Annotated in this window: 19 protein-coding genes and 1 tRNA gene; 10 read left to right on the top strand and 10 right to left on the bottom strand. The window is 35.0% G+C overall.

The window, feature by feature from the left end; genetic code table 11:
• Positions 1 to 24 precede the first annotated feature (24 nt).
• From DESTER_RS01275 to serA, 3 genes are all read left to right on the top strand, one after another.
• Entirely contained in the window at positions 25 to 1,086 is a 1,062-nt protein-coding gene (locus DESTER_RS01275; protein WP_013637865.1) for a L,D-transpeptidase family protein, read from the top strand.
• Positions 1,056 to 2,141, top strand: coding sequence for a M99 family carboxypeptidase catalytic domain-containing protein (locus DESTER_RS01270; protein ID WP_013637864.1), 1,086 nt, complete (start codon positions 1,056 to 1,058; stop codon positions 2,139 to 2,141). The genes DESTER_RS01275 and DESTER_RS01270 overlap by 31 nt, the downstream gene beginning before the upstream one ends.
• Positions 2,142 to 2,281: 140 nt before the next feature.
• Positions 2,282 to 3,871, top strand: a complete 1,590-nt coding sequence (serA, locus tag DESTER_RS01265) for a phosphoglycerate dehydrogenase (protein WP_013637863.1) — start codon at positions 2,282 to 2,284, stop codon at positions 3,869 to 3,871.
• A 35-nt stretch (positions 3,872 to 3,906) separates the two neighbouring features.
• On the opposite strand, the gene DESTER_RS01260 is transcribed toward serA, so the two are convergent.
• Positions 3,907 to 5,091 (bottom strand): cytochrome-c peroxidase, encoded by a 1,185-nt coding sequence (locus DESTER_RS01260; RefSeq protein WP_013637862.1) that lies wholly within the window; start codon positions 5,089 to 5,091, stop codon positions 3,907 to 3,909.
• A gap of 85 nt (positions 5,092 to 5,176) precedes the next feature.
• On the bottom strand, positions 5,177 to 6,934 hold the full coding sequence (locus DESTER_RS01255) for an ABC transporter substrate-binding protein (protein ID WP_013637861.1): 1,758 nt from the start codon (positions 6,932 to 6,934) through the stop codon (positions 5,177 to 5,179).
• A 288-nt stretch (positions 6,935 to 7,222) separates the two neighbouring features.
• Here DESTER_RS01255 and DESTER_RS01250 point away from each other — a divergent pair, with 288 nt between their 5' ends.
• Positions 7,223 to 9,298, top strand: a complete 2,076-nt coding sequence (locus tag DESTER_RS01250; RefSeq protein ID WP_013637860.1) for a WD40 repeat domain-containing protein — start codon at positions 7,223 to 7,225, stop codon at positions 9,296 to 9,298.
• A 473-nt stretch (positions 9,299 to 9,771) separates the two neighbouring features.
• On the opposite strand, the gene DESTER_RS08270 is transcribed toward DESTER_RS01250, so the two are convergent.
• The gene (locus DESTER_RS08270; RefSeq protein WP_218914921.1) at positions 9,772 to 9,933 is read right to left on the bottom strand and encodes a DUF4315 family protein; all 162 of its coding nucleotides are present in this window, start codon (positions 9,931 to 9,933) and stop codon (positions 9,772 to 9,774) included.
• A 245-nt stretch (positions 9,934 to 10,178) separates the two neighbouring features.
• Between DESTER_RS08270 and gyrB the strand changes: the two genes are divergently transcribed.
• Together gyrB and DESTER_RS07980 are read left to right on the top strand one after the other, a co-directional pair.
• Complete coding sequence (gene gyrB / locus DESTER_RS01245) at positions 10,179 to 12,593, top strand: DNA topoisomerase (ATP-hydrolyzing) subunit B (protein ID WP_013637859.1); 2,415 nt, start codon at positions 10,179 to 10,181, stop codon at positions 12,591 to 12,593.
• Between the two features lie 9 nt (positions 12,594 to 12,602).
• Complete coding sequence (locus DESTER_RS07980) at positions 12,603 to 13,016, top strand: gamma-glutamylcyclotransferase family protein (protein ID WP_013637858.1); 414 nt, start codon at positions 12,603 to 12,605, stop codon at positions 13,014 to 13,016.
• Positions 13,017 to 13,052: 36 nt separating this feature from the next.
• Here DESTER_RS07980 and DESTER_RS01235 read toward each other — a convergent pair whose 3' ends face one another.
• The 3 genes from DESTER_RS01235 to DESTER_RS01225 are packed head-to-tail and all read right to left on the bottom strand — an operon-like array spanning position 13,053 to position 16,583.
• Entirely contained in the window at positions 13,053 to 14,960 is a 1,908-nt protein-coding gene (locus tag DESTER_RS01235) for an Ig-like domain-containing domain (protein WP_013637857.1), read from the bottom strand.
• A 12-nt stretch (positions 14,961 to 14,972) separates the two neighbouring features.
• Positions 14,973 to 16,262, bottom strand: coding sequence for an OmpP1/FadL family transporter (locus tag DESTER_RS01230; protein ID WP_013637856.1), 1,290 nt, complete (start codon positions 16,260 to 16,262; stop codon positions 14,973 to 14,975).
• Positions 16,263 to 16,295: 33 nt separating this feature from the next.
• Positions 16,296 to 16,583 (bottom strand): DUF503 domain-containing protein, encoded by a 288-nt coding sequence (locus DESTER_RS01225; protein ID WP_013637855.1) that lies wholly within the window; start codon positions 16,581 to 16,583, stop codon positions 16,296 to 16,298.
• 84 nt (positions 16,584 to 16,667) lie between these two features.
• On the opposite strand from DESTER_RS01225, the gene rd reads away from it, so the two are divergent.
• The 3 genes from rd to DESTER_RS01210 are packed head-to-tail and all read left to right on the top strand — an operon-like array spanning position 16,668 to position 18,835.
• Positions 16,668 to 16,847, top strand: a complete 180-nt coding sequence (gene rd / locus DESTER_RS01220) for a rubredoxin (protein WP_013637854.1) — start codon at positions 16,668 to 16,670, stop codon at positions 16,845 to 16,847.
• On the top strand, positions 16,847 to 17,824 hold the full coding sequence (locus DESTER_RS01215) for a glycosyltransferase family 9 protein (RefSeq protein WP_013637853.1): 978 nt from the start codon (positions 16,847 to 16,849) through the stop codon (positions 17,822 to 17,824). Before rd ends, DESTER_RS01215 begins: the two co-directional genes overlap by 1 nt.
• A gap of 21 nt (positions 17,825 to 17,845) precedes the next feature.
• The gene (locus DESTER_RS01210; RefSeq protein ID WP_013637852.1) at positions 17,846 to 18,835 is read left to right on the top strand and encodes a DUF475 domain-containing protein; all 990 of its coding nucleotides are present in this window, start codon (positions 17,846 to 17,848) and stop codon (positions 18,833 to 18,835) included.
• Here the strand turns inward: DESTER_RS01210 and DESTER_RS01205 are convergent.
• The 4 genes from DESTER_RS01205 to DESTER_RS01190 form a co-directional block, all read right to left on the bottom strand.
• Positions 18,832 to 19,701, bottom strand: coding sequence for an MTAP family purine nucleoside phosphorylase (locus DESTER_RS01205; RefSeq protein WP_013637851.1), 870 nt, complete (start codon positions 19,699 to 19,701; stop codon positions 18,832 to 18,834). The two genes, DESTER_RS01210 and DESTER_RS01205, sit on opposite strands and share 4 nt — an antisense overlap.
• A complete protein-coding gene (gene queF, locus DESTER_RS01200) occupies positions 19,694 to 20,185 on the bottom strand; it encodes a preQ(1) synthase (RefSeq protein WP_013637850.1) in 492 nt (163 codons plus the stop codon). The genes DESTER_RS01205 and queF overlap by 8 nt, the downstream gene beginning before the upstream one ends.
• A gap of 171 nt (positions 20,186 to 20,356) precedes the next feature.
• A tRNA-Glu gene (locus DESTER_RS01195) sits at positions 20,357 to 20,434 on the bottom strand.
• A 33-nt stretch (positions 20,435 to 20,467) separates the two neighbouring features.
• Positions 20,468 to 21,541 carry an IS481 family transposase gene (locus DESTER_RS01190; RefSeq protein ID WP_013637849.1) on the bottom strand — a complete coding sequence of 358 codons (1,074 nt, stop codon included), beginning with the start codon at positions 21,539 to 21,541 and terminating at the stop codon, positions 20,468 to 20,470.
• A gap of 153 nt (positions 21,542 to 21,694) precedes the next feature.
• Between DESTER_RS01190 and gltB the strand changes: the two genes are divergently transcribed.
• Positions 21,695 to 26,023, top strand: a complete 4,329-nt coding sequence (gene gltB / locus DESTER_RS01185; RefSeq protein ID WP_013637848.1) for a glutamate synthase large subunit — start codon at positions 21,695 to 21,697, stop codon at positions 26,021 to 26,023.

Raw genomic sequence — 26,023 nt, 5'->3', positions numbered from 1 at the left:
AAATTCTAGACAATGGGGAACTAAATGTTAAAGTTTTTGTTAGTTTTTCTTTTAGCTTTCTCCTTTTTAACTGCAAGAGGAGAAAGCTTGTACGGATTAGTTAAGAAACTAGATACCTTAACGCCTGAAGAAATTTCAAAAGAAATAAGAAATCTTTCTCCAGAAGAGAGATTTAAACTACAGCTTTTGCTCTTTTCTTATGCTGGAGAAAGTAAAGAAGTCAGAAAACTTATAAAAAAGGCTTATCCAAAAAGACTTATATCTAACGTTCTTATTTTACCTCCATCTATAAACGCAATTATAGTCGATAAAACTAGAGAAATTTTATACGTAATCAAAATGGATAAAAGTATTCCCCATGTTATAAAGAAATTTCCTTGTATAACAGGAAAAAAACTAGGAGATAAATTAGAAGAAGGAGATCTTCGAACACCAGAAGGAATTTACTTTCCCCTATACTGGAGGACAAATCTTCCAAAGCTTTATGGAATAGGAGCTTTTCCTTTAAATTATCCGAATCTGATAGATAAGAAAGTTTTAAAGAGAAATGGTCATGGAATCTGGATTCACGGTACTAATGATCCCAACAGACCTCCACATAGCACAAATGGATGTATAGTTTTAAAAAATGAATATCTCAAAGAACTTAAAAAACTTATAGATCCTAAATTAACCCCTGTTATAGTTGTAACAACAGTTAACTATGTAGAAAGAAAAAAATATATAAACGAAAAAAAATCTATTTTAAGCTTCATTCTAAGATGGAAAAAAGCATGGGAAAACACTCCTAAAAACCTCAAAAGCTATTTTTCTTTTTATTCAAAACACTTTGTTTGGAAAAAGGGGAACTATAAGGACTGGATTAGGTATAAGAAAAGAATTACAAAACAAAAAAAGTGGATAAAAATTAAAATTTTTAATCTATCGCTATCCAAAGATGGAAGAGTATTACAATTTGGAAATCTCTACGTAGCAAATATTGATTTTGAGTATAAATCAAACAATTTTCATTCTAAAGGGAAAAAACTTTTATATATCGTTCGAGAAGGAAAACAATGGAAAATCTTGGGAGAAGAGAATTTATAAAAGGAATTTGGGTTTCTACACTTTTGCCGTTTATCCCTCAAAATGCTTTTGGAACTGTTAGGAAAGGAATTCATGTCACTCTTCCTGAAATTAAATTTCAAACCACTTACTTGCAGGGAAAAAGAAAAGGAGGAAGAATTCTCCTCATTGGTGGAATTCATGGAAATGAACCAGGAGCTTACAAAAGTGCTGAAATTTTAAGACAAGTTAAGGTAGAAAAAGGAGAGCTCTTTATCGCTCCTCGAAGTAACTTTATCTCTATTCTTGCCAATGTTAGAGGTTACAACGGAGATATGAATAGAAAGTTTGCAAAGCTTTCTAAAAAGGATCCAGATTATCCTTACGTTCTTAAACTCAAAAAGCTTATAAAAGAGATAAAACCTGATGTTGTTCTTTCGCTTCACGATGGCTTTGGTTTTCATATTTTAAACAAAAGATTTTGGGGACAGTGTATAGTAATAGATGAAGAAAGATACAAAAATTTTGAGCTTGGAAAGATTGCAAGAACTGTGTCAAGATTAGTAAACAATAAAATTAGAAATAAAAAGTGGCTGATTCCCGTTTTTAATACTCATACTTTTTCAAAAAATACAAAACATCCTGAACAAAGACGATCATTAACTTATTATTGTCTTTCAAAATGCAATACTCAAGCATACTGTCTTGAAGCTTCAAAACAGCTACCTAACCTTGAAACAAAAGTAAAAACGCATCTTTTAATGTTAAAAGAGTTTTTTAGAATCTTTAATCTTGAAATAAAACCCGATTTTGATTTCTTAATTGAAAATTGTGAAAGAATGTTAAACGAGCGAAAAACCTATACAGCAAACTTAAAGATAAATGGTAGAAAAATCATCATTTCTTCTAATAAAGCTATAAAGGTTCCTTCTAAAAGTGAGGTTGAGTTTTTATCCTTTCATGGTTCAGACGGAACAAACGTTATTCCAGTAGGAGTTAATCTTAATTGGAGGAAATTTACTATTAGAGATAGTTTATCTCTTAAAATCAAAGATGACTATTTAGATATTTTTAAAGTAAAACTAATTCTTATCTAAATAAATATTCATTAAAAGTAAAAACGAAAAACTTATGAAAAGCTTTTACAAAATCTTTGAAAATTTACTAATTTAAAGATGATGTATAATCCTTACGTATTAAAGTGAAAGTAGGAACATTAAAATGGAGGTTAGAATAGATGTATAAAATCTTAGTCACAGAACACATAGCAGACGCAGGAATCGAACTACTGAAAAGTCAGCCAGATGTAGAACTAACTTATGATCCTGAACTATTTAGAAACTTTGAAAAGATACTTGAAATTATCCCAGAGTACGACGCTATTATTACTAGAAGTGGTACACCTGTAAAGAAAGAACTTTTTGAAAGAGCAAAGAACTTAAAAGTTGTTGGAAGAGCAGGAGTTGGTGTTGACAACATTGACCTTGATGAAGCTTCAAGAAGAGGTATTTTAGTCGTAAATGCCCCAACTGGTAATACTCTAGCAGCAACAGAACACACTATGGGAATGATGATTTGTGCTGCCAGAGCAATTCCTTATGCTCACAACTCTTTAAAAGAAGAAAGAAGATGGGATAGAAAAAAATTTATGGGAGTTGAACTTGCTGGAAAAACTCTTGGAATTATAGGTTTTGGAAGAATAGGTTCAAGGGTTGGAATAAGAGCAAAAGCATTTGATATGAAAGTAATAGCTTATGACCCATACATAAAGAAAGAAAAAGCTGAAAGGCTTGGAGTTGAACTTGTAGATGAGCTTGATGAACTTCTCCGTCGTTCTGACATTATAACGATTCATACTCCTTTAACAGACGAAACAAGAAATATGATTACAAAAAAAGAAATCGAAAAAATGAAAGATGGCGTTATTATTCTTAATATAGCACGCGGAGGAATAATAAAAGAAGATGACCTTTACGAAGCTCTTGTTAGCGGTAAAGTAAGAGCGGCAGCTCTTGACGTATTTGCCAAAGAACCTGCAACAGATAACATTCTTCTTGATCTTCCAAACATTGTTGTAACTCCTCACATTGGAGCAAATACTTTTGAATCTCAAACAAATGTTGCAGTAATTATTGCAAATCAAGTTCTTGCAGCACTTAGAGGAGAAGAAGTAGAGTTTGCTGTAAATGCTCCATACGATGATACTGCTGCAAAAGTTTTAAAACCATTTATGGACCTTGCGGAAAAGCTAGGACTTTTTGCTGTTCAAGTTGCATGCTCAAGATCAAAAGAAATAGTTCTTGAGTACAGAGGAGATCTTGGGGAAGATCTAAAACCTCTTACGACTGCGTTCCTTAAAGGCTTCTTACAAAACATAGTAGATATTCCTGTTAATCTCATTAATGCTCCATTTCTTGCAAAAGAAAAGGGAATCTCTATCGTAGAAGTAAAAAGACCTGAAGGTATAAACTTCAAGAAACTTATAAAAGTCATATGTAGATCAGAAAGTGGAGAATTTACAATCGCTGGAACAGTAATGGACGATCAGTTTCCAAAAATCGTTGAAATAAACGGTTTTCTCTTTGATCTCACTCCTAAAGGAAAGTTTTTACTAATTAAGAACTTTGATGTTCCTGGAGTAATTGGAAAGCTTGGTTCTATCCTTGGTAAATACAATGTTAACATTGCAGGATTCCAACTTGGAAGGATTGAAAGAGGTAAGGAAGCTAAGGGAGTGATTTTAGTAGACAACGACGTTCCACAAGAAGCTATTAACGAAATCAAGAAAATTCCTGAAATTTTAGAAGTAAAACAAATAAACTTATAAATATAAGGGGAGCTCTTTTAAAGAGCTCCCTCTCTTTAATTTTTCTCTGGAAGTTCTGGTAAAACTCTTGCTTCAAGAGGTACTTCACCAGTCATAGATTCAAGAAAAGCTTTAATTTTCTTTGCTTCAATGTTAGAAAGCTCTTTTCCTAATTCTTTCTTAGCCATTATTTTTATTGCAGCTTCAAGACTATTTACAGAACCATCATGGAAATATGGTGCAGTAATAGCAACATTTAAAAGTTGTGGTGTCCTAAATTTGTATTTGTCTTTTGGATTCTTAGTTACATTATATCTACCAAGGTCTTTATTCCACTTGAACTCATGAAACTGACCATCAGAAAGAACTGGTCCATTATGACACGCAATACATCCATACTTAACAAAAAGTTTCATACCTTCTTTTTGTTCAGAAGTAAGAGCATTATCATCACCAAGAAGATACCTATTGAAAGGAGAATTTGGAGTATTAAGAGTTCTTTCGAATGCTGCAATGGCTTTTGTCACGTTTTCAAAAGTAACAGGATCCTTTTCTCCTGGAAAGGCTTTTTTAAAGAGTTCTACATACTCAGGTATTCTTTTCAGTCTTTCTACAATGAGTTTTGGGGTTGCGTTCATCTCAACATGTGCTTGCAGTGGACCTGCTGCTTGTTCTTCTAGTGTTAAGGCTCTTCCATCCCAAAACTGAACTTTTAAGAATCCAGAATTAATAGTTGTTGGAGCATTTCTTGGACCTGCTTGCCAACCATGACCTATAGAAGTCTTTTGATTATCATCTCCACCAATAGAAAGATTATGACAGGTATTACAGGAAATCAGTTGACTCCTTGAAAGTCTTGGATCATAGTAAAGCATCTTTCCAAGTTTTACTTTTTCAGGGGTTAAGCTGTTATTCTTTGGAATTGGCGGAAATGATGGAAGAGGAGTAAAAAATGATCTGAAATCTTCCTGCACAGATTTTACAGAAACTTCCCTTGAAAAAAGTTCTTTAGCAGCTTTTTCAAAAGCTTTTACATTGTCAAAAGGCATTTTTTTATGTTTAGCAGAATTCTTAGCTGCTTCTACTAAAGCTTCTTTTGTTTTGAACTTTTTAATTAAGACATCTTTACTTGGAGCTATTATTCCATGACATTTAGAACAGATACTATCCCATGTGCTAGCAATTGCTGGTGTCCCAGTACAAATAGCTAAAAAAGTAGTAATAGATAAAAATTTTTTCATTTGTGACCTCCTCTTAAACTTACTTTTTAAGTAAAAAGATATTTTAATTGTAAAGATTTTTCAAGTAATATTTTTTCTTAATTTTTCATTTTCCATTCTTCTCAATGAACATTTTTTCTGCTTCGTAAGTTCCCCAGACTGTCGGGAAGAAGTTCTTTACTCTGTTTCTTGCTGCTTCGAGAACTAACGGAGCAGCTATGTAGATTAACGGTTGCTCGTAAGAGATTATCCTATAGGCTTTCTTGTATATCTCAACCCTCTTCTTGAAATCAAGCTCCCTTGCTCCTTCTTCAAAGAGTCTATCAACCTCTGCTTCCCACTTTGTTGCCGGTTTTTTTTGGTTCGGATTCCACATGTGGAGCTGCCCACTGCTCATCCATACATTTCTGCCACCGTTTGGGTCGATTGAACCTGTTAATCCAATTATCACAGCGTCAAAGTCGTGGGTATGGAGAAGCTTTTCAACAAGGTTGTTAAAGTCGAGGGGCTGGAAGTGAACGTCTATTCCAAGTCTTTTGAGGTCGTACTTGATTATTGCACCTATCTGAACTCTTGAAGGGTTGTTTGAGTTTGTCAGAAGGTTAAACTCCACTTTGTGACCATCTGGTGTTTCAAGCCATCCATCTCCATTCCTGTCCTTCAGTCCTATCTCTTCAAGGAGTTTTTTTGCCTTTTCCAGATTGTATGGAAACTTTGGATAGCTGGAATCGTAGTACAGTTTATTTGCTGGTGTTACTGGAGAATAAACAGGATATCCTAAACCATTATAGACTGTGAGAATTATTCCTTTTCTATCAATTGCATGGGAAATTGCCCATCTGAATTTTCTGTTTGTAAAGAGTTTCCACTTCCAGTCAGGTATGGCTCCCTTTTTCTGATTGAAGCATATAAAGTCGGCAGTTAGGGAAGGTCCAAGGTTGTAGATTGTGTAGTTTCCTTTTTTCTCTCCAGATTTCAGCTCTGGAAAATCGTCACCTCTGACTCCATAGAAATCGAGCTCTCCAGCCTTAAACTTTAAAAGCTGGGTGTTCTGGTCGGGCAGGATAAACTTGACCTTTTTATCTATGTAGGGAAGTGTCTTCCCCTCTTCATCTTTCTTCCAGTAATCTCTGTTCCTTTCATAGACCAAATACTGTCCTGGAACGTATTTAACCAGTTTGTAAGGACCTGTTCCGATGAGTTTTTCAGGAGGTGTAGAAACAGTCCAGGTTTCCATGAACTTTCCGGACTTTACAGCTTCTTCAAGGACGTGTTTCGGAAATATCGGTGCTGATAACGAATATAGAAGAGGAGCAAAGGGTTCTGGAAGGTCAAACTCAACTGTATATTTATCTATCTTTTTAACTTTTGGTAGTTTTCCATCTATAAGGAACATATCCTTTGTAGAGTTAGGAATCTTTGGATTGAAGTAGATCTGGTTGTAGGTAAAAACAACATCGTCAGCTGTGAACTCCTTTCCATCAAACCATTTAACACCTTTTCGAAGATGAAAGATCCACTTTAGACCATCGTTTTTAAACTCCCAGCTCTCTGCAAGAGCTCCTCTTGGCTTTAAAGTTTTCAAGTCAACCTCTGTTAAACCTTCAAAGAGCTCTCCAATCGTCTCTGTTGATGATGTTTCGTGTGCCATTACAAGGTTAAACGTTTTAGGGTCTGAAGAAGTAGCAGTGTAAAGTGTTCCTCCGTAGTGTCCTACTTGAAATGTGACGTTATCAAGATCTACTGTTTTCCCAAGGGTGTAGTTTCCACTTTTTCCAGATGGTTCTAGAATGAAGAAAAGAGGAAAAATTATTGCTACAATAAAGCAGAAGAGGAAGATAACTAAAGATCTAATAGATTTCATTTTCCTCTTTACGATCCTATCGTATGGTTTTGTGTGATTTTATACGATGCTATTGTATAGGTCAATTTTTCAAATGTAATCACATAACAATGAGAATATCAGAGTTTGCAAAAATTGATAAAACGTGGATAAATAACTCTTTGGTTACACCTCAAATTGTTTTTGTCCTACCAATTATACTTCCTTTTGGAGATATTTTTCTGATTACAGATAAAAAATTTTCTGTTTCTCTGAAGAGTATAATTGTGGTATAATAGAATTTGGGGTTATTCCAAATGGGGGAAGATAATGAAAAAAGTAGTAAGCTTAATAGTAAAACACTTACTATACATTTGTTTAAATCTTATTTTTATAATCTTTAGCCTTAATTCCGTGGCATCTCCTCAAAAAGAAAAATTTAAGTTACCCAAAATCAGAACTATCCCGAACAAAATTACCTTAGATGTCTGGGAAAAATGGAACTCAAAAAATTGGATTCTTTCTGTCACCTTTAGCCCTAATGGAAACTGGATTGCTTATGGAAGTTATTCCAGCTTCAATGGGAGAGGAACGGTAACTATTATTGATCCACTAACAGGAAACCGTAAAGCAGTTCTATACACTACAGGTGGGCAGGTTGAAAAGTTAGCCGTTAGTCCCGACGGAAATTTAATTGCCGCTGGGAATGCAGGAGGAACTATTGATATATTCGATGTAAAAAGTAAAGAAAAAATTAAAACTTTAAGGGAACACAAAAGAACTATCTCTTCCATAGCTTTTAGCCCCAATGGAAAACTATTGGCTTCTGCTGACTACGATGGAGTTGTCAAATTATGGGACCTTAATACATGGGAACCTATTAAAACTTTTTCAGGAAAGTTAGTCGCATTTAGTCCAGACAGCAAGTATCTTGCAATACTAAATAGGAAAGAATTATTTATATACGATATAAGCAAAGGAAATACTTCGAAAATCCTAAGTCTTAAAAATTTATATGGTCCTGTTGATACTATATGCTTTAGTCCAGATGGAACCTTAATTGCCTTTAGCAATTTTGACAATATTTATATTTTAAAGGTTAGTAAAGACAATAAAATGCAAATAAAGCTTAAGATGAAAAAAGTAATAAAAGGAACACAATACAGAAAAAGAATGGAACACTATCCTAACTACGGGGAGATACTATCTATGTCCTTTAGTCCAGACAGTAAATTGATAGCCATTGGTACGATTAACTTCTTTAAGAATAGACCTCAAGCAGGAGTAGTTGCTATTTTCGATGTAAAGACTGGAACGTGTATCAAACTTTTAGAAAAATACAGGAACGATGTTAGAAGTGTAACTTTCAGTCCAGACGGTTCTATGATCGCCTTTGGATGTCATTCAGGCGAATTAGGGGTTTTAAAAGTAGAAGAACCCTTTTTCTCTCTAACTACTCTTGATATTCTTGACAAAGACAAACTCTTAAGTATTCCTAAAGGCACTGTAATTAAAGCTGTTAGAGGTAACGGTGGAACTTATATAGTCTATCCTATATACGGGAAACTTAAAGAAGGAAGACTAAATCCATTATATTATTCAGCCAATCCCATCCTTGTTTTTAAAGAGTCTCCTTTACTTCCGTATCCCGGTTCCCAGTACCCAGTGGGTACCATTAAAAAAGGTGAAATTGTAGATAAAAAGCAGATTCTCATCACACGAGACAAGAAATATCTGTACTTAGATAGAAAAGGTTTCATAAGTGCAAATTCGACAGTTAAAATAAAGCCGTGCAAGATTTCTTTTCTTGCGAAAATAGAAGGAACAGTACTAAAAACATTACCAAATGAAAACGCTTCATACACAGTTCCAACTGGAACAGTTTTATTTGCAAAATATTTTTGTCCATACTTCAATTATTACCTAGTTACTTCCCCTTCTGGCAAAAGCGGGTGGGTTTCTGCCCAGTATCTTGAAAAGCTTCCCGTAAAAGATATTAATAAAGATGCAGTGGCTTTAAAAAGTACAAACTTGTTCTTTTCTGTTTCCTCTAAGGATCACGGAATCCCGATTAATCAAGGAGAAATTATAAAAGTAGTATTTAAGCTTAAAAACTATCCCCTTTATTATGTCAAAAAAGGGAAAAACAAGGGACTTATAAATAAGGATAGTATAGCTTTCATAAAAATGTTTAATCCACAAAAATTGTGGACCATTACAGATACTGTCCTCCTAAAAGCTCCTCAAAAGTCTGCTGACGTAATCAGGAACCTTCCTAAATTCACAGAACTCAAAGTTTTAGGTAGGGTAAATGATTTCTATTACGTAGAAGTTATTTCAATAAAATTGAAAGGGTGGATTCCAACAGAACTCACAACACTTGTTAAACCTGATAAGCTAAGTTAGTATAGTTAGAAATTAGACGACATTTGACTGCATAAATCTTGCATACACGAGTAAGAAGTGTCATAGGTGTAGGGTAAACTGTAGGAAGTAGTAAGTTAGGTAATTATTAAACCCCTCAGGTCAATTCCATAGAATTTTTGCACTTTATAAGCATGATAGAATTTACGCAGTTGCATGAACATTCCCTGGGAGGATGTCACTAGCTCTTTCTTCAATTTCCACTATCTATTCAATAGATTTATTTTTAGTGAATTTAAATCCAAGTTTTATCAAATCATAATCCTTTGCAGATATCCTTTCGTTTTCCTACTCTCAATATCAAGATAACAAGTTAATTATTTTTAACTCTAAAAAAAGCTCTTATTTCCTGGCAATCACAAACCTGTAAAACTTACTGCCCTCTTTAAGTTTCTTTACTTTCTTTAATACTAAAATGTTCTAAATCTTTTTTGGCAACTTCAGAGAATAGGAGTTTATACATCTATTTCCAACTCTTTAAAAACCTCTTCTGCTTCATAAACTTTCATTCTGCCTTTTTCTATTTCCTTATTTATTTTTTCGGCAACAGCTACATCCAAGTAATCAAAGTAAAATCTCGCTGGGTAACTCACAATAGAATAAAAGTTCGCTATCAAGCTTCTCGCTTATAGTAATTAGCTTTTTAGTAATAGCTACAACTCCCCCGTACGTAAATTACTTTATAATATCCTTTATCTTAAAACTATGATTCTATTAACTTTCTTTCTTCTTCGTTCGTAAGGAAGGTAAGATCGTTAGAATGGAAACTCAATCCCTTTTTCTTCTTTAAGCCAACGGTAACCATTGATTTACAAATATTTTGCTATAATTTTAAACAAAAATCTCGCTTAAAGGAGAGTTAATGGCAAATAACGAAAAGTATGATGCTTCAGCAATAAAGGTTCTTGAAGGGCTTGAAGCTGTAAGAAAAAGACCTGGAATGTACATTGGAGATACTGGAAGCTACGGTCTCCACCATTTGGTCTTTGAAATTATTGATAACAGTGTAGATGAAGCCCTTGCTGGATACTGTACAGAGATAAAGGTAATAATCCACGAGGATAACTCAATAACGGTTGAGGATAACGGAAGGGGAATCCCAGTTGATATACATCCTGAGTACGGTAAACCGGCAGCAGAAATTGTTATGACTGTTCTTCACGCTGGTGGTAAATTTGAGAAGAAAGCTTATAAATACTCTGGTGGTCTTCACGGTGTTGGAGTTTCAGTAGTTAACGCACTTTCTGAATGGCTAAAACTTGAAATTCATAAAGATGGAAAGGTCTATAAACAGATCTATGAAAAAGGTAACCCTGTAACAGAATTTGCATGTATTGGAGAGACAAAGAAAAGAGGGACAATAGTAACCTTTAAACCAGATCCAGAGATATTCGAAGTAACAGAGTTTAGCTGGGACATTCTTGCCAATAGATTAAGAGAATTGGCTTTTCTTAATAAAGGCTTAAAAATAACTCTCATAGATGAAAGAACAGAGCCTCAAAAAGAAGAGACTTTTTATTACGAAGGTGGAATTGTTGAGTTTGTTAAGAAAATTAACGAAAAGAAAGACCCTCTTTTTCCAAATCCAATATACATAGCGGGAGAAAAGGACGATATTCTCGTTGAAGTCGCTCTTCAGTACAACTCTACCTATACAGAACAAGTCTTTAGCTTTGTTAACAACATCAATACTCGTGAAGGTGGAACACACGTTTCAGGATTTAGAACTGCTTTAACAAGAGCTATAATCAAATTCATTGAGGAAAATAATCTATTACCCAAAAACGCTAAGATTTCTGTAACTGGAGATGATGTAAGAGAAGGTCTCGTTACTGTAATTTCTGTTAAGGTTCCAAATCCTCAGTTTGAAGGTCAGACAAAGGCAAAGCTTGGAAACTCAGAGGTTAGACCTATTGTTGCTTCCATTGTTTACGACAAACTTTATGCCTTTTTGACCGAACGTCCTGATATTGGAAGGAAGATTGCAGAGAAAGTGATAACTGCCGCAAGGGCGAGAGAAGCTGCCAAAAGGGCGAGGGAGCTGACAAGACGTAAGAGTGCCCTTGAGGAGTTCTCCCTTCCCGGAAAACTTGCAGATTGTTCTGAAAGAGATCCTCAAAAAACCGAACTTTTCTTAGTTGAGGGTGATTCAGCTGGAGGTAGTGCAAAGCAGGGAAGGGACAGGCGTTTTCAGGCAATCTTGCCGCTCAAGGGTAAGATAATAAACGTTGAAAAGGCAAGGATTGAGAAGGTTCTCTCAAACGATGAAATTAAAACGATAATTACAGCCCTTGGAACTGGAATCGGTAAGAACTTTGATATGAGCAAGCTCCGTTATAGCAAGATAATCATAATGACGGATGCGGACGTTGACGGAGCTCATATAAGAACACTTCTACTTACCTTTTTCTTCAGACAATTCCCAGAAATTGTTGAAAGAGGACACCTTTACATTGCACAGCCTCCACTTTATAGGGTGAAAAAAGGAAAAAGAGAAATGTACATAAAGAGCGACTCAGAACTTGAAAGTGTGGTTTTAGATTTTGCTCTTGATTCTGTTTTACTTCTTGATAATAACGGAAAAGAGATTCCAAAAGAAGAAGGATTAAAGGTAGTTGAAGATATTTCAAAACTTGAAAGTGTCGTTTCTATACTCTCAAGAAAGAGGGACAGAGATATCATAAATATTCTTCTTAGAATAGGGGCTGACTATAAGGATCTCTACGATAGAGAAAAGGCTGAAAAGCTAGTAGAGGAAATAAAGAAGAACCTTCCAGAATCACTAAGAAAAACAGAGTTTGAGCTCATAGAGGATAAGGAACACTGCTGTTTCAAAATCTTTTGCCGTATTCCTTTTGATAGATATCTCAAAAAGACCGTTGAGATAAACAAAGATCTGTTGATATCAGATCTTTATAAACATGGAAGAGGCTTAAAGTCCAGAATAAGAGAAAAACTTGGAGAGCCTCCTTACAAAGTTGAAACTAAAAAGGGTGAAGTTAAGGAGTTTCTGACCCTTGAAGAGCTCTACAACTATCTCCTTCAGGTTGGAAAAGAAGGTATATATATTCAACGTTACAAGGGTCTTGGTGAGATGAATCCAGACCAGCTCTGGGAAACAACGATGAATCCTGAAAATAGAACTCTTTTAAAAGTTTCTGTTGAAGATGCTGTAAAAGCAGACGAAATCTTTACAATCTTAATGGGAGACAAGGTAGAACCGAGAAAAGAGTTTATTCAGAAATTTGCCAAAGAGGTAAGAAACCTTGATATTTAGGGAAGTTTGATGTACTACGAGCTTCTTTTTGTCTATGGCACTTTAATGTCTGGGCTTTCCGCCCATACGTTTCTTTTCGACTCAGAGTTTGTTGGTCATGGTATTCTCTATGGTGCAAAGCTTCTTCACTTAGAAGAAGGGTATCCGGGAGTCATTGAGGGTGAGGGAGAAGTTTTTGGAGAAGTTTATAGAGTAGATTCCCTAACTCTTGCAGCAATTGACTTATTTGAAGAATTTTATAAATCTTTTCCAGAAAGGAGTTTCTATCTAAGAATTAGAAAACCTATAAGGCTTATTCAATTTAACGATTTTGTTGATGCTTGGGTTTATGTTCTTAATCCTTTAATAATTAAAAATCTTTCCTTTACAGAAGTTCCTTTTGGGAACTGGAAGGAATTCATAAAAAAATTAATGAAGCTTTAAAAGAAGAGAAAAAGAAAGGAAAAAAGAAAAAAATCTTTAGTTAGAAAGGAAATTATAGATTTGTTCTCTTGCAGCTTTTTGTGCTCTTTGGAGAAATTCAACGTCTAAGTGTTCTTTTGCTTCAGGATAGTTTTCAACGTTTGTATGAAGCAAGAAGGCATGATTTACCCAATATGTGCTATTTCCAAACATATACCAACCTGGAACTGTAGATAGTGGATTATTAGGATCAGGAGATTCTATTTGTACATAGCTGTCAAAGTTAACTTTTCTTGCTAAAGCTTTATTTGAAACATTAGGAACAACAGTATCTTGATATGCACTTTGAATAATAGTATTTGTCAAGTTTGTTGTTCCAACGTAAACTGGATCAGCTGGATCAAGAATTAGTTGGAAAATTCCAAGAAGCATGCAGTACTTATTAGTGTTTTTCTTTACTCCTACTGATTCAAGCAAAGATTCAATCAAGGAATTTGTCGCTCTATCAAGGATTGAAACAAAATTTCCACCACCAACGTTTAAAACAACTTTATTGGGAGTTCCATAATTTGCGTAAATAGAACCTACAATAGAGCCCATTGAAATTCCAAGAAAGTTTACAGCTGAAGGAATATCGGTATTTCCATCTCCATTTAGGTCATAAAAACCGTTTCTTATAAGCAGTTCTAATAATCTTAAGTTAAAAACTGCTTGATAAATGTTTAATCTATCTTGAACAACATTTGATGTGAGGAAACACTTTCCTTCACTGCATTCAAAAGTACTGTTTTCTGTAAGCTTTGTATAGTCTCCGTGGAAAGGCAAGTCAATTGCAACAACTGGAAGCTGGATATCTTGAAGAAGAGCTTCTACTCTTTCTTTACTTCCACCTAATCCATGCTGGAAGATATAAACAGAGCCACTGTAAAGATCTCTGTTTCCAAAATATATGGGGATGAATTTAACATAATCATTAATGTCAAATGTTTCTCCTAAGTTAATTTTGGTAAACAATTCTGAAAGTTTTGTGATATCAAAAGCTGGAAATTTACCTGAAGAAATCAAAGCTTTAAGATTGTTATCGCTACTTACAAGTTTCAAAACACCATAAAGAGGGGATAGTGTGGTGTTTCCCAAGTCAAAGCTTCTATAATCGTTTTCAATTTCGTTATAGGAAATTCCAGAAATCGTTAGCGTTGCATTTTCACCTTGATTAAGAGATTCAAGATATCTTTTTATAGATCCAAGGTCAGAAACAGACAAAGTCTTATCTGCGGTTGTAAAAGTAAACGCTTCAAGAATATTATCTTTATTTAAATTCGGATTAATTGTCGAAAGAGCTCCATAAAGTTCATCAAGTTTTCCTTCTTCTTCTAGTTTGTTAAAGGCTTGAGGAGAAAGAATGGGATTGCCATTTACATCTTTAATTCCGTTTATAAGAACAACAGCATACTTATGTCCAGCCTCTAAAGGTTTAGTAGGATAAAGTTTAATGTAATTTCCTTCTTGGATAATCTCAAGTCTCTCTGTTTGGTCTATTAAATTACAAAACGTACTATTAGAAGAACACAAGGCTAAAGCCGTTAAGTCAAAAATCTTTAAGTTACTCTTTAGAGATTCCACATCCAGCTGAATAGAGTCTATAAGAGGAATAAATATTGGCGTATTTGGACTAAATCCCTTTATTTGTAACTGATTTATTGCTTCATATAGAGCTTTGGTTTCAAGATTATCCGTAGTTGAAGGGTCAAAGTAAACATAAGTAGAATTCCAAAATAGATCATTGGGAAATGGAATTCCTAAAGGACTATCAGGTTCTGTTGCAAATGGATCAAACACTAGTCCGTTCCTCTCAAAAACTGAACTATCAGCAGAAAGTTCTGGAGCTGAACTTGTTTTTTGAAGACTACCTCCACATGAAAAAAATAACATAGGAGTTATCAACAGGCTTAACAACTTCTTCATCCTATCCCTCTCCTAAAATCTATAGTTAACAGTAACTCCATATCCCCATAGATGTCCATCTGCCGATAAAGCTACTGTCCCAGGATTTCCGGTTACGCCCTCATAACTGCTGTTAAGTTCGACACTTTCACCATCAATTTTTCTTTTATGGTTAGCAGTTATGTACTGAAGAACTGAGTCTATAGAAAGTTTTCCAAAATTCAAACCAACACCGAAAGAATACGTTCTCTTATCTGCATCTGGCCAAAGCATGTCAAAGGTTTCATCTGGAATTGGAGATGGATCGTAGTAATATCCTCCTCTTAAAGTTACAATCTCGTTCCACTTATATTCGATACCAAATCTTATTTGTTTTGTATCTTTCCAGTTTCTTGGAAATTTTTCTTCTTTCTTACCAAGAAAAGGTTTGTCAAATTTAACCGTGTAATCTTGAATGGAGCTCCAGTCTGTCCACACTACATCTGCCATAAGATTTAGCTTTTTAGTTGGTTGATATCTAATACCTGCTTGAATCTGAGCTGGATGGTCAATACTGGTCTCTGCTTTTACTTTTTGACTAAGTTCTACTATTTCAACAGTTCCTTTAAAATCAGTACTTGTTCTTGATCTATATGTAAAGCCAAGAGATAGATTATCACAAAGTTTATACATTAAACCAAAATTGAAAGAGTAATTAAAATCGTCACTAAATTCTCCTTTTATCGTTTTATTGTGAAGCGTTGGAATTGAAGGAGAGTAAATTCTTCTCTGAGTTCCTGCATCAGACCTTCCAAGTGATATTCCAAAACCTACTGAAAGTTTTTTAGAAAGCTTTATTGCAAGAGTAGGTGTTACAACTCCCCTTAAATAGTAGGACTCAAAACCATTGTAAGCTGCTGGATTTTTAGAAGGATCAGATTCCCATTTAATATGGAGACCATAAGGAACATAAGCTGCAATACCAAAATAAACATTATCAAAAAGATAAGTTGCTAAACCAAAATGTGGGACAATAAGATTATTAGAAGTATCTGTAAATGAAACATCGTAAGGCTGAACTTTTAAGCCATCACCATCAACAGCCTTAAAATTATAAACCTTTAGAGTAGGACTTAAGTATTCTGCTCCTACTGAAATTAAAGAACCATTTATTTGAGTAAGGCCAGCAGGGTTATAATAGACAGCAAATGGATCATCTGCATACGCTGAAAATGCTCCTCCAAGAGACGTAGCCTTTGAGCCAATTCCAAAAGTATCAACGTTTCCTGCTTTGGCAACGAATGGAATAGAAAGTAGGAGGAAAAAAGAAAAAAATTTTTTCATTCCGTGCCTCCCATTCTCAAAAATAAAATCATCTTAAAATATTTCTTTATAGTAGTTAATCACTTTTCCTGGATAGAGGTCCTCTATATAAACAACAACCTTTTCTAAGGTGGCATCTACTACTTTTTTACTGCTAGCAATAGTTACTACTCCTATTACAGAACTTTGCCACTTATCCTGCTCTCCTATTTCACTTACCGAAACGTTGAACTTATTTTTTAATCTTTCAATAATTCTTTTTACAACTCCCCTTTTCTCTTTTAAAGAATGAGCTTCTGGTATTCTTAAATGAACTTCCAAAAAACCTATAGCAGCAGCCATTTAATTCTCCAGATGTAGCAAAATTTAGAAAAGTTTATAATTTTGAAAGAAAGTATATAAAATTCTTCTTTAGCTGGAGGAATCATGGAAGAAAAACAATACAAACTCTGGAGATGTACCGTTTGTGGATATATTTACGATGTTGATGAAGGAGATCCTGATAATAACGTGCCTCCAGGAACCTCCTTTGAAGCTATACCAGATGATTGGGTATGTCCTATATGTGGAGTTACAAAGGATAAATTTGAACCTGTTGACGATTGATGAGGATATTAATAATAAGGTTTTCTTCCTTAGGAGACGTAATACTTGTTAGTTCTGTTTTTAATTCTTTGAGAGAAAAGGGAATCGAAATTGATCTTTTGACATACAAGCCTTTTGGAGAAGTTTTTAAAGGAGATTATCGAGTAAACAAGGTTATAGAAGTAGAAAAAAGAAAGTACAAAAACCTTAAATCCTTAAAAAAACTTTCTGAAAAGTTAAAAGATTATGACTATGGATTTGATCTTCATGGAAATCTAAGAACTTTTTTCCTATCAAGATACTTACCATTTCCTGTTTTTAAGTATAGTAAAAAAAGTATTTTAAGACGTTTAATGATTACATTTAAACCTTTTAAAGCAAAGTGGCTTTATGTTCCAAAAATGTATGCAGAAACTTTTAAAAAAATTGGAGTCGAAATAGAAAATCCCAGACCTGAAATTCCTATCTTTCATCATGAAGTAGAAAAAGTAAAAGAGCTCTTACCTAAAAGTAATTTTGCAGTAATAGCTCCTGGCGCAAGATGGAAAACAAAAAGATATCCAGAAGAAAACTTTAGAGAAATTATAAAGATACTAGAAAGAAAAGATATTAAAACAGTTATTGTAGGAGGAAAAGAAGAAAAGGACATAGGAGAAAAACTATCCTTAGAGACAGGAGCTATAAACTTATGTGGGAAACTTTCAATAAGAGAAAGTTTATCTGTTTTGTCTCTATCCAGGGGAGTAATTTCAAACGATTCTGCAGTTGTTCATATGGCAAGAGCCGTTAAAAAACCAGTAATAGCAATTTTTGGCCCTACCCATCCTGCCTTTGGCTTTGCACCTTATGAAGATGAAGGAAAAGCAATCACTAGAAACCTTCCCTGTTCTCCATGCTCCCTTCATGGAAAAACTAAATGCAAAGAAAGAAAATGTTTTGAAATACCTCCAAGTAAAATAGTTTCAGAATTTATATCTCTGGTAGAATTTCACCGATAAAATCAAAGAGGAACTTAAAGAATGACGTTTAGAAGACTGTTATTGGAATTTACTCTTGTTTTAATAATAAGTTGGATAATTGAGTTTTTCTATATGGGAGTAAAGGGCATTTTTGAAGGAACAACTCTTTCTCTCCTTGAGATTTCTCTTTCCTTTGATAATGCTGTCATGAACGCTGTTGTCTTAAGTGGTATGTCTTACATTTGGAGACGTAGATTTCTCACTTGGGGAATGATAATAGCAGTTTTTGGTATGAGATTTTTATTTCCTGTTCTTATAGTATCCTTAACCGCAGGAATTGGTATAGAAAAAGTTACTGAAATGGCGTTTTCTAATCCTGAAGAATATGCTCACTATCTTGAGATTGCTGAACCTTTAATTCTTTCCTTTGGAGGTTCTTTTCTCTTAATGGTTTTTATTAACTGGTTGTTTGATGCAGGAAAGGAGCTCTACTGGATAAGATTTCTTGAAGAAAAAGCTGCAAAACTTGCAAAAGTAGGCGAAATTAAGCTTATTGTTGCACTTACAGTTGTCTTTATCGTTGGTTTCCTTAAAAAAGATTCCAATATTTTACTTGCAATGATTTTAGGAATTCTTCTTTTTGAGCTAGTGCATTTTATAAAAGGAGCAATTGAATATTTTAAAAGGAATAGCATATCTAGTGGAGGACTTGCAAATTTCATTTACTTAGAACTTTTAGACGCCTCATGTTCTTTAGATGGAGCTGTAGGTGCGTTTGCTATAAGCCAAAATCTCATCATTATTACACTTGGTCTATCAGTTGGTGCTTTTATTCTGAGATCTTTAACCGTTTACTTTGTTGAATCTGGAAAACTTCGAGAACTTCCCTATCTTGAACATGGGGCTCACTGGGGAATCGGAGGCCTCGGAATAATGATGTTAGCTCAACTTTTCCACCACATTCCTGAACCAGTGATAAGTACTGTTGCACTTGTATTTATTCTTTCATCTCTATATACATCTATTAGAAAAACAGAACACTTGTTTTAACTATGTATCCACTCCTTCCAGTTTTCTCCTATTCTTCCTTTTAAGCGATATCTTTCCATTAAGCTTTTACAGGGACAATTTCTTTCTTTTGAAACAAGAACCTCTACTACCTTTTTCATGATTTTTGGAAAATTACTTACAGCAAGGTCAACCTGCTCTTTTTGTTCCTCTGTTAGCATTCCTTCAAAGAGAACTCCTGATTTAAAACCATAAGGTTTGATTCCTTCTGCGTAATTTGTCACATAACAAAGAGCTCCATAACATATTTCAAGTTCTTTTGCTAAGAAAACTTCCGGGATAAGAGTCATACCAACTAATTCTCCTTCCATTCGCTTAAACATTTCAATTTCTGCTGGTGTTTCAAGACGGGGACCTTCTGTACAAACATACGTTCCACCACAGTGATAATTAAATCCAGAAGTCTTGAGAACAGAATTCAAGACATCCCTAATTTCAGGACAAAAAACAGGACTCTGTCTAACAAATCCTAAACCACCGTTTTCAAAAAAGGTGTATTTTCTACTTTTTGTAAAGTCTAAAAGGTCATCTGGAATTACGTAATCACCAGGTTTAAAATCCTCCCTCATCGAACCTGGTCCAGTCCACGCAACTATTCTTTCAACTCCTAAAGATTTTGCAGCATATATATTTGCTCTATAGTTAACAAAAGGAGCTGTTATCTCGTAATCTTTTTCACCATGCCTAGAAAGAAAGAAAAACTCAAAATTATTTTCATGTTTAAGTTTATAAATAGGGTTAGAAAGTCCAAAAGGAGTATCTACCTGTTTTTTCTCAACAATCTTCCCAAAAGCTTCTTTTTCAAGGAAATAAGCTCCACTTCCACCTAAGATCAGCACTTTAACCACGGTTTCTCCTTATGTCCGGTGGAGTAATTCTATGAAGTTTAAAACGTTCCCTTGCAAGCTCTATTACCCAATCAAGTTCTTGGTATCTTTGAACGTAAGGGTCTATAGAAATTCCTCCCCGAGGATTAAACTCCCCATAGACTTCTATATAAAGAGGATTAAGGAGGTTGAAAATATCATCTGCTATCCTGTTAACTGTATCTTCATGAAAATCCCTCGCATTTCTAAAAGAGAAGAGATAAAGCTTCAAAGATTTACTTTCAACAAGCCATTTGTCAGGAATATACTGAATATAAATTGTTGCAAAATCTGGCTGTCCTGTAATAGGACACAGAGTAGTAAATTCAGGACAGTTAAAGGAAACCCAATAAATTTTTCCTGGAAATCTATTAGGAAATTTCTCTAAAACTTCCGGAGTATATTCAAAAGTATAATCCGTTTTCTTTCCTAATTTTGAAACAGTACCAAAATCTTTTCTTTCCATTTCCGATTTTCCAATCCTTTTTCTTTGATCTTTACTATGGAAAATAATAGACTTGAAATAAAAAAGGGTGGCGCTTAAAGCGCCACCTTTCTCCTATAAAGGGGAGGGAGGGGGAAAAGGGGGGATTATGAAGACACAAACCTCCCCTTGCCTTCAAGGCCAAGAAATAATTGGCGTCCCCAGGGGGATTCGAACCCCCGTCGCCGGCGTGAAAGGCCGGTGTCCTAGGCCTGGCTAGACGATGGGGACGCTGTACGCAGGACAAAAATATAGACTTTCAATTTAAATTGTCAACCCTGTGTTCGAGTTCAATACATGGTGGACACCTTGATGACTTCTAATATAGTCCTCAAACTTCTCAGCGGGAGTCTTGTAATTTAAAGAGTGATGGGGTCTAAGAAAGTTGTAAATCTTTAAATACTCAAAAAGTTTTTTATTCATCTCATCAACAGTCGGTTCTGTTCCTTCTATCATCCATAGTTCACTTTCTGTCGTTTGAATAAACCTTTCTACATGCGCATTAGTCTTGGGAGATTTCGGATAACTAAAGTAGTGTTCTATCCCTTTTCTTTTAAGATATTCGTCTAACTCCCCTAAAAATTCGCTCCCGTTATCCGTTTGAACTTTCTCTATCTTGAAGGGAAGAAATTTTTCAAGTTCTTCAAAAAACCTTCTTCCGCTCCTGCTGCTTTTTGTAGAATAAACCTTGGCAAATGCTATTCGGGTGAACTTGTCTATTGCCGTGAACTGGTAAAAGGTTTTACCGCACCAGTAGAGGTATTTAACGTCCATGAGGATTGTTCCTGGTTTGTCTGCTCTTAGTCCTTTTCTGGTGCGGTTCTTTTTCCCTTTCTGTTTCTTCCTCTTGTAGGTACTTTTTAGTTTCCAGGTTCTTTCTATTAGTCCGTGTCTTTTGAGAACCCTGTAAACTGTAGAGGATGATATTTTTACATTTAGGTATCTTTCCATGAAGGCTGCTATCTTTTCTTTGCTCCAGGTTGGGAATTTTTCCCTTATTGTGACGATGATGTGTTCTATTTCAGGTTCTGTTTGGGGTTGTCTTACTTTATGAGGTCTTTTGTTTCTGTCTTGGAGTCCTTCTATCCCGTACTTGTCGTATCTTTTTTTCCACTTGTAGAAGGTTGTTGGACTGATGCCAAAGTATCTGCATGTTTTTCTGGCGTTGCCTGTTTTGTGGTAATACTCTATCCATTTGAGTCTCCTTTTAACATTTCTGTCTTTTGTTAGGTCAAGTTTCTTTTTTACTCTTCTTCCTTCTTTCAGGGTTTCTTTGAATGCTGTATTTGTGCTTGATATATGGAGGGATGTTCCTTTGAATCTTTTCAATTGTTTCATCGGTGGACACCTCCTTGTGGTATTCAAAGGTTATTGTAGGGTGTCCACCTTCTATCTGAACTTCAACAACACCCTAAAACCCAAAAAGGAAATTCCATGTTTTATCTTTGATAGAATTTAACTCTATCTGAAACCTAAGGAAAAGGAGCAACAATGAAATCTAAGGATTCGTGTGGCGTAGGCTTTATTGTCAATACTAAAAGAAAGAAATCTTATTCAATAATAGATAAAGGACTAAGAGCTGTTTCAAATCTTACACATAGAGGAGCTACTCTTGCAGACGGTAGAACGGGTGACGGTTCGGGAATTCTATTTCAAATACCCCACGAGTTTTTCCTAAACGAAGCAAAAAGACTAGATCCAAACTTTCAAGCTAAAAAAGTTGCCATTGGTACATTCTTTCTAAAGGAAAATATAGACAAGTCTATAGAAACTATAGAAAAAGAAGTAAAAAAAATCTTTGGAAGTTACGTAATTAGAGAAGTTCCTATTGATAAAAAAGAATGTGGAGAATTAGCAAGAAAAGCTTTGCCCGAAATTATTCAGATAATCGTTCCAGCTAAAAAGAATTCTATTGAAATATATCTTTTAAGAAGAAAGTTAGAGAAGCTACTTAAAAACATATCCTATCAAAACTATGTAGTTTCTTTTTCTGACAAACTCGTTGTGTATAAAGGAATGCTTTTGGCACCAGACCTAAAAAGATTTTATTTAGATCTTCAAAACGAAGAACTAAAGAGCTCTTTTGCTATTTTCCATCAAAGATATTCAACAAATACAAATCCTGAATGGAAACTTGCGCAACCTTTAAGACTCATTGCCCATAATGGAGAAATAAACACAATTACTGCTAATAGAAATTTCATAAAGGCTGTTGAACCCATACTGCGTTCTTCAGTCTTAGGTGAAAAGATCAAAGATGTTTTACCTCTTGTAGATTTTGACGAAAGCGATTCTGCTTCTCTTGATAGAGTATTTGAACTTATGGTAATGTGTGGGATTGATCCAGCAGTAGCCATAAATGTTCTTATTCCTCCAGCTTACGAACTTCTTGACAATTTAAATGACGAAGTAAAAGCCTTTTTCCAGTATGCAGCCACTCTTATGAAACCATGGGATGGACCAGCAGCGATTACCTTTACAGATGGAAAAGTCGTAGGAGGTAAACTTGATAGAAATGGATTAAGACCTGCAAGATACATAATAACAGAAGATGCGGTCATTTTTGGTTCTGAAGTTGGAATGATTGATATTCCTGAAGAAGATGTTAAAGAATTTGGAAGACTTAAGCCAGGAGAAACAATATTAATAGATACAGAAACTGGTACTATTGAAAAAAGTGAAGAAATACTAAATAGAATCACTATAGAATTTAATGTAAGCAGGGAAGTTAGAAGAAAGCTATTCAAACTAAAGAACTTTGAGAAAGTAGAGCCAAACCCTTCTGAAAATCTTAATAAAGAACTTATAAAGTATTGCTTTTATAAAGAAGATCTTGAAGAAGTTGTTGAATACATGGCAGAAATGGGTAAAGAACCTGTTTTCTCAATGGGGGATGACACTCCAATTCCTAATCTCCTTGACAGACCTTACTTGCTTTTTAAACACTTTAAGCAAAGGTTTGCTCAAGTCACAAATCCTCCAATTGATCCAATAAGAGAAAAGTCTGTAATGTCCTTAAAAATGAAATTAGGAGCAAAAGAAAATTTTCTTGAACTTACAGGAAAAGTCCCAAGAAGGCTTGAAATAGATTCTCCTCTTCTTACTCCTTCTGAGCTTAAGAAAATAAAGAAAGCTGAATTCTTAAAAGTTAAAGAATTCAGAATGGAATTTGAAGATTCCTTAAAGGATGGACTTGAAAAACTATTTGAAGAAGTTAAAAAAGCGATAGTAGAAGAAAGTATTGATATAGTTATTCTTTCAGATAAAAGTGTTAAATATCCAATACCTTCACTTCTTGCTGTTTCCGGACTTTCAACCTTTTTAGAAAAAGAGAAACTGCTTTCTAAAATCTCAATAATTGTGGAAACAGGAGAGGTAAGGGATACTCATCAGATAGCAGCTCTTATTGCTTTTGGAGCTGCAGCAGTTCATCCATATCTTGTTTTTGAGTATTTAAAAACAAAAGAGCTTGATTTAAATCTTTCTTACCACCAACTTGAAGAAAATTACAAAAAAGCAATAAATAACGGAATTCTTAAGATAATGTCAAAAATGGGAATATCCCTTCTTTCTTCTTACCATAGATCTCAGCTTTTTGATATTGTAGGAATCTCAAAGGAAGTTGTAGAACAGTATTTCCCAAATACATTTTCTCCTATTGGTGGTGTGACTCTTGACGATATAGAAAAGATAGTAAGGGATAGAGTAAAACTTTCCGAAGAAAAGGAAGAACCAGAGTTTAGTGGAGAACTCAAGTTTCGTCCAGATGGAATTTATCACTCTTGGAATCCTGAAGTTGTAAGAGGAATTTTTAAAGCCGCAAGAAGTGGGAAATATGAAGATTTTAAGAAGGTAGTGGAAGCCGTTAAGAAAAGACCAACCTACATAAGAGATTTATTAAAAATAAAATCTGACAGGAAACCGATACCAATAGAGGAAGTAGAACCGATAGAGTCAATTGTTAAAAGACTTATGGTTCCGGGAATGTCTGTTGGAGCTCTTTCAAAGGTTGCTCATGAGGTAATAGCAGAAGCAATGAATATCTTAGGAGCAAAGAGTTGCTCGGGAGAAGGTGGAGAAGACCCTGAAAGGTATGGAACAATTAAAAACAGTAAAATCAAGCAGGTAGCATCTGGTAGATTTGGTGTAACTCCTTCTTATCTTGCATCTGCCGAAGAAATTGAAATAAAACTTGCTCAAGGAGCAAAACCTGGAGAAGGAGGACATTTACCAGGGCACAAAGTTACACCATACATTGCATTTCTTAGATTTTCTGTTCCGGGAGTTGCACTTATATCTCCACCACCTCACCACGACATCTATTCAATCGAAGATCTTGCTCAGCTCATTTACGATCTCAAACTATCAAATCCAAAAGCAAAAATTGCCGTTAAGCTCGTTGCTGAAAGTGGAGTAGGAACTGTTGCTTCAGGAGTTGCAAAAGCAAAAGCAGACATTGTTCAAATTAGCGGAGCAAGCGGTGGAACGGGAGCTTCCCCTCTTTCTTCTATTAAAGGTGCTGGAATGCCTTGGGAAATAGGACTTCCCGAGACACATAGGAATCTTGTTGAAAATAATCTCAGAGAAAATGTAGTTTTAAGGGTTGATGGTGGATTTAAGATAGGAAGGGACGTTGTAATAGCAGCTCTCATGGGAGCTGAAGAGTTTGGCTTTGGAACAGCCGCAATGATTGCAGAAGGCTGTGTAATGGATAGAGAATGCCATACAAATAGGTGTCCTGTTGGAATAGCTACACAAGATGAAGCAAAAATTAAACGCTTTAGAGGAGCAGTTGAAAGTGTAGTCAACTACTTTAAGCTTGTTGCTGAAGATATAAGACACATACTAGCAGAAATGGGATATAGAAGTCTTGATGAAATTATCGGCAGATATGATCTCTTAGAAGAAAATAAAGAAGTTAAGGAAAGTTATAGATTTGCAAAGAACCTCGATCTTAGCTTCATTACTGAAAGTCCTGTTTATAGAATAAAAAGAAAAAATTACCCATACACTCCTATTAAATCACAACTTAATGAGCAAATTGTCAAAGATGTTCTTCCGTATCTTGAAAGAAGAGAAAAAACTTTTAAAGAGTACGAGATAAAAAATACTGATAGAAGCGTTGGGGTTTTACTTGGTTATCATGTAGCAAAATCTTTAGGAAAGGAAAAACTCTCTCCTAATTTTATTCATCTAAGATTTAGAGGAGTCGCTGGTCAAAGTTTTGGAGCATTTCTTCCATGCGGCATAACACTAGAGCTCATAGGAGAAGCTAACGATTACGTTGGGAAAGGTCTTGGCGGAGGAACCATAATCCTTAAGTTTCCAGAAGAATTTAAAGGAAATCCTCATGAAAATGTAATAGCTGGTAACACGCTTCTTTACGGTGCAACAGGAGGAGGTCTCTTTGCTTCTGGAGTTGTTGGAGAACGATTTGCAGTCAGAAATAGTGGTGCAATAGCAGTTGTAGAGGGTGCAGGGCAACACGCCTGTGAATACATGGTTAGGGGAATAGTCGTAATTCTTGGAAAAGTTGGAAAGAATTTTGGAGCAGGAATGACAGGTGGAACTGCTTTTGTTCTTGATAGAGACATTGAAGAAAAGATAAATAGGGATTATGTAGAAGTAAGAAAACTAAACAATCAAGATTTTGAGGTTCTTAAATCTCTACTTTCTAAGCATTATAAATTTACACGTAGTAAAATTGCAGCCATTATCTTAGAGAATAGATTTCTCCTTGAATCAATACGGAAAATAGTTCCTATCGGAGTTAAAGAGTTAGAAGTAAAACTTTCAGGAATGGATAAACTACCTGAATAA

The sequence above is a fragment of the Desulfurobacterium thermolithotrophum DSM 11699 genome, from assembly GCF_000191045.1.
GTDB lineage: Bacteria > Aquificota > Aquificia > Desulfurobacteriales > Desulfurobacteriaceae > Desulfurobacterium > Desulfurobacterium thermolithotrophum.
Note: the sequence above shows the minus strand (reverse complement) of the source record. Positions and strands in the feature narration are given on the sequence as shown.

Bases quoted from the DNA above. Each gene is read 5' to 3' on its own strand.
- DESTER_RS01190 (WP_013637849.1), bottom strand. From the start codon at position 21,541: ATGAAACAATTGAAAAGATTCAAAGGAACATCCCTCCATATATCAAGC.
- DESTER_RS07980 (WP_013637858.1), top strand. From the start codon at position 12,603: ATGTACTACGAGCTTCTTTTTGTCTATGGCACTTTAATGTCTGGGCTT.
- serA (WP_013637863.1), top strand. From the start codon at position 2,282: ATGTATAAAATCTTAGTCACAGAACACATAGCAGACGCAGGAATCGAA.
- gyrB (WP_013637859.1), top strand. From the start codon at position 10,179: ATGGCAAATAACGAAAAGTATGATGCTTCAGCAATAAAGGTTCTTGAA.
- DESTER_RS01255 (WP_013637861.1), bottom strand. From the start codon at position 6,934: ATGAAATCTATTAGATCTTTAGTTATCTTCCTCTTCTGCTTTATTGTA.
- DESTER_RS01260 (WP_013637862.1), bottom strand. From the start codon at position 5,091: ATGAAAAAATTTTTATCTATTACTACTTTTTTAGCTATTTGTACTGGG.
- DESTER_RS01235 (WP_013637857.1), bottom strand. From the start codon at position 14,960: ATGAAGAAGTTGTTAAGCCTGTTGATAACTCCTATGTTATTTTTTTCA.
- rd (WP_013637854.1), top strand. From the start codon at position 16,668: ATGGAAGAAAAACAATACAAACTCTGGAGATGTACCGTTTGTGGATAT.
- DESTER_RS01215 (WP_013637853.1), top strand. From the start codon at position 16,847: ATGAGGATATTAATAATAAGGTTTTCTTCCTTAGGAGACGTAATACTT.
- queF (WP_013637850.1), bottom strand. From the start codon at position 20,185: ATGGAAAGAAAAGATTTTGGTACTGTTTCAAAATTAGGAAAGAAAACG.
- DESTER_RS01270 (WP_013637864.1), top strand. From the start codon at position 1,056: ATGGAAAATCTTGGGAGAAGAGAATTTATAAAAGGAATTTGGGTTTCT.
- DESTER_RS01250 (WP_013637860.1), top strand. From the start codon at position 7,223: ATGAAAAAAGTAGTAAGCTTAATAGTAAAACACTTACTATACATTTGT.
- DESTER_RS01210 (WP_013637852.1), top strand. From the start codon at position 17,846: ATGACGTTTAGAAGACTGTTATTGGAATTTACTCTTGTTTTAATAATA.
- DESTER_RS01225 (WP_013637855.1), bottom strand. From the start codon at position 16,583: ATGGCTGCTGCTATAGGTTTTTTGGAAGTTCATTTAAGAATACCAGAA.
- DESTER_RS01230 (WP_013637856.1), bottom strand. From the start codon at position 16,262: ATGAAAAAATTTTTTTCTTTTTTCCTCCTACTTTCTATTCCATTCGTT.
- DESTER_RS01275 (WP_013637865.1), top strand. From the start codon at position 25: ATGTTAAAGTTTTTGTTAGTTTTTCTTTTAGCTTTCTCCTTTTTAACT.
- gltB (WP_013637848.1), top strand. From the start codon at position 21,695: ATGAAATCTAAGGATTCGTGTGGCGTAGGCTTTATTGTCAATACTAAA.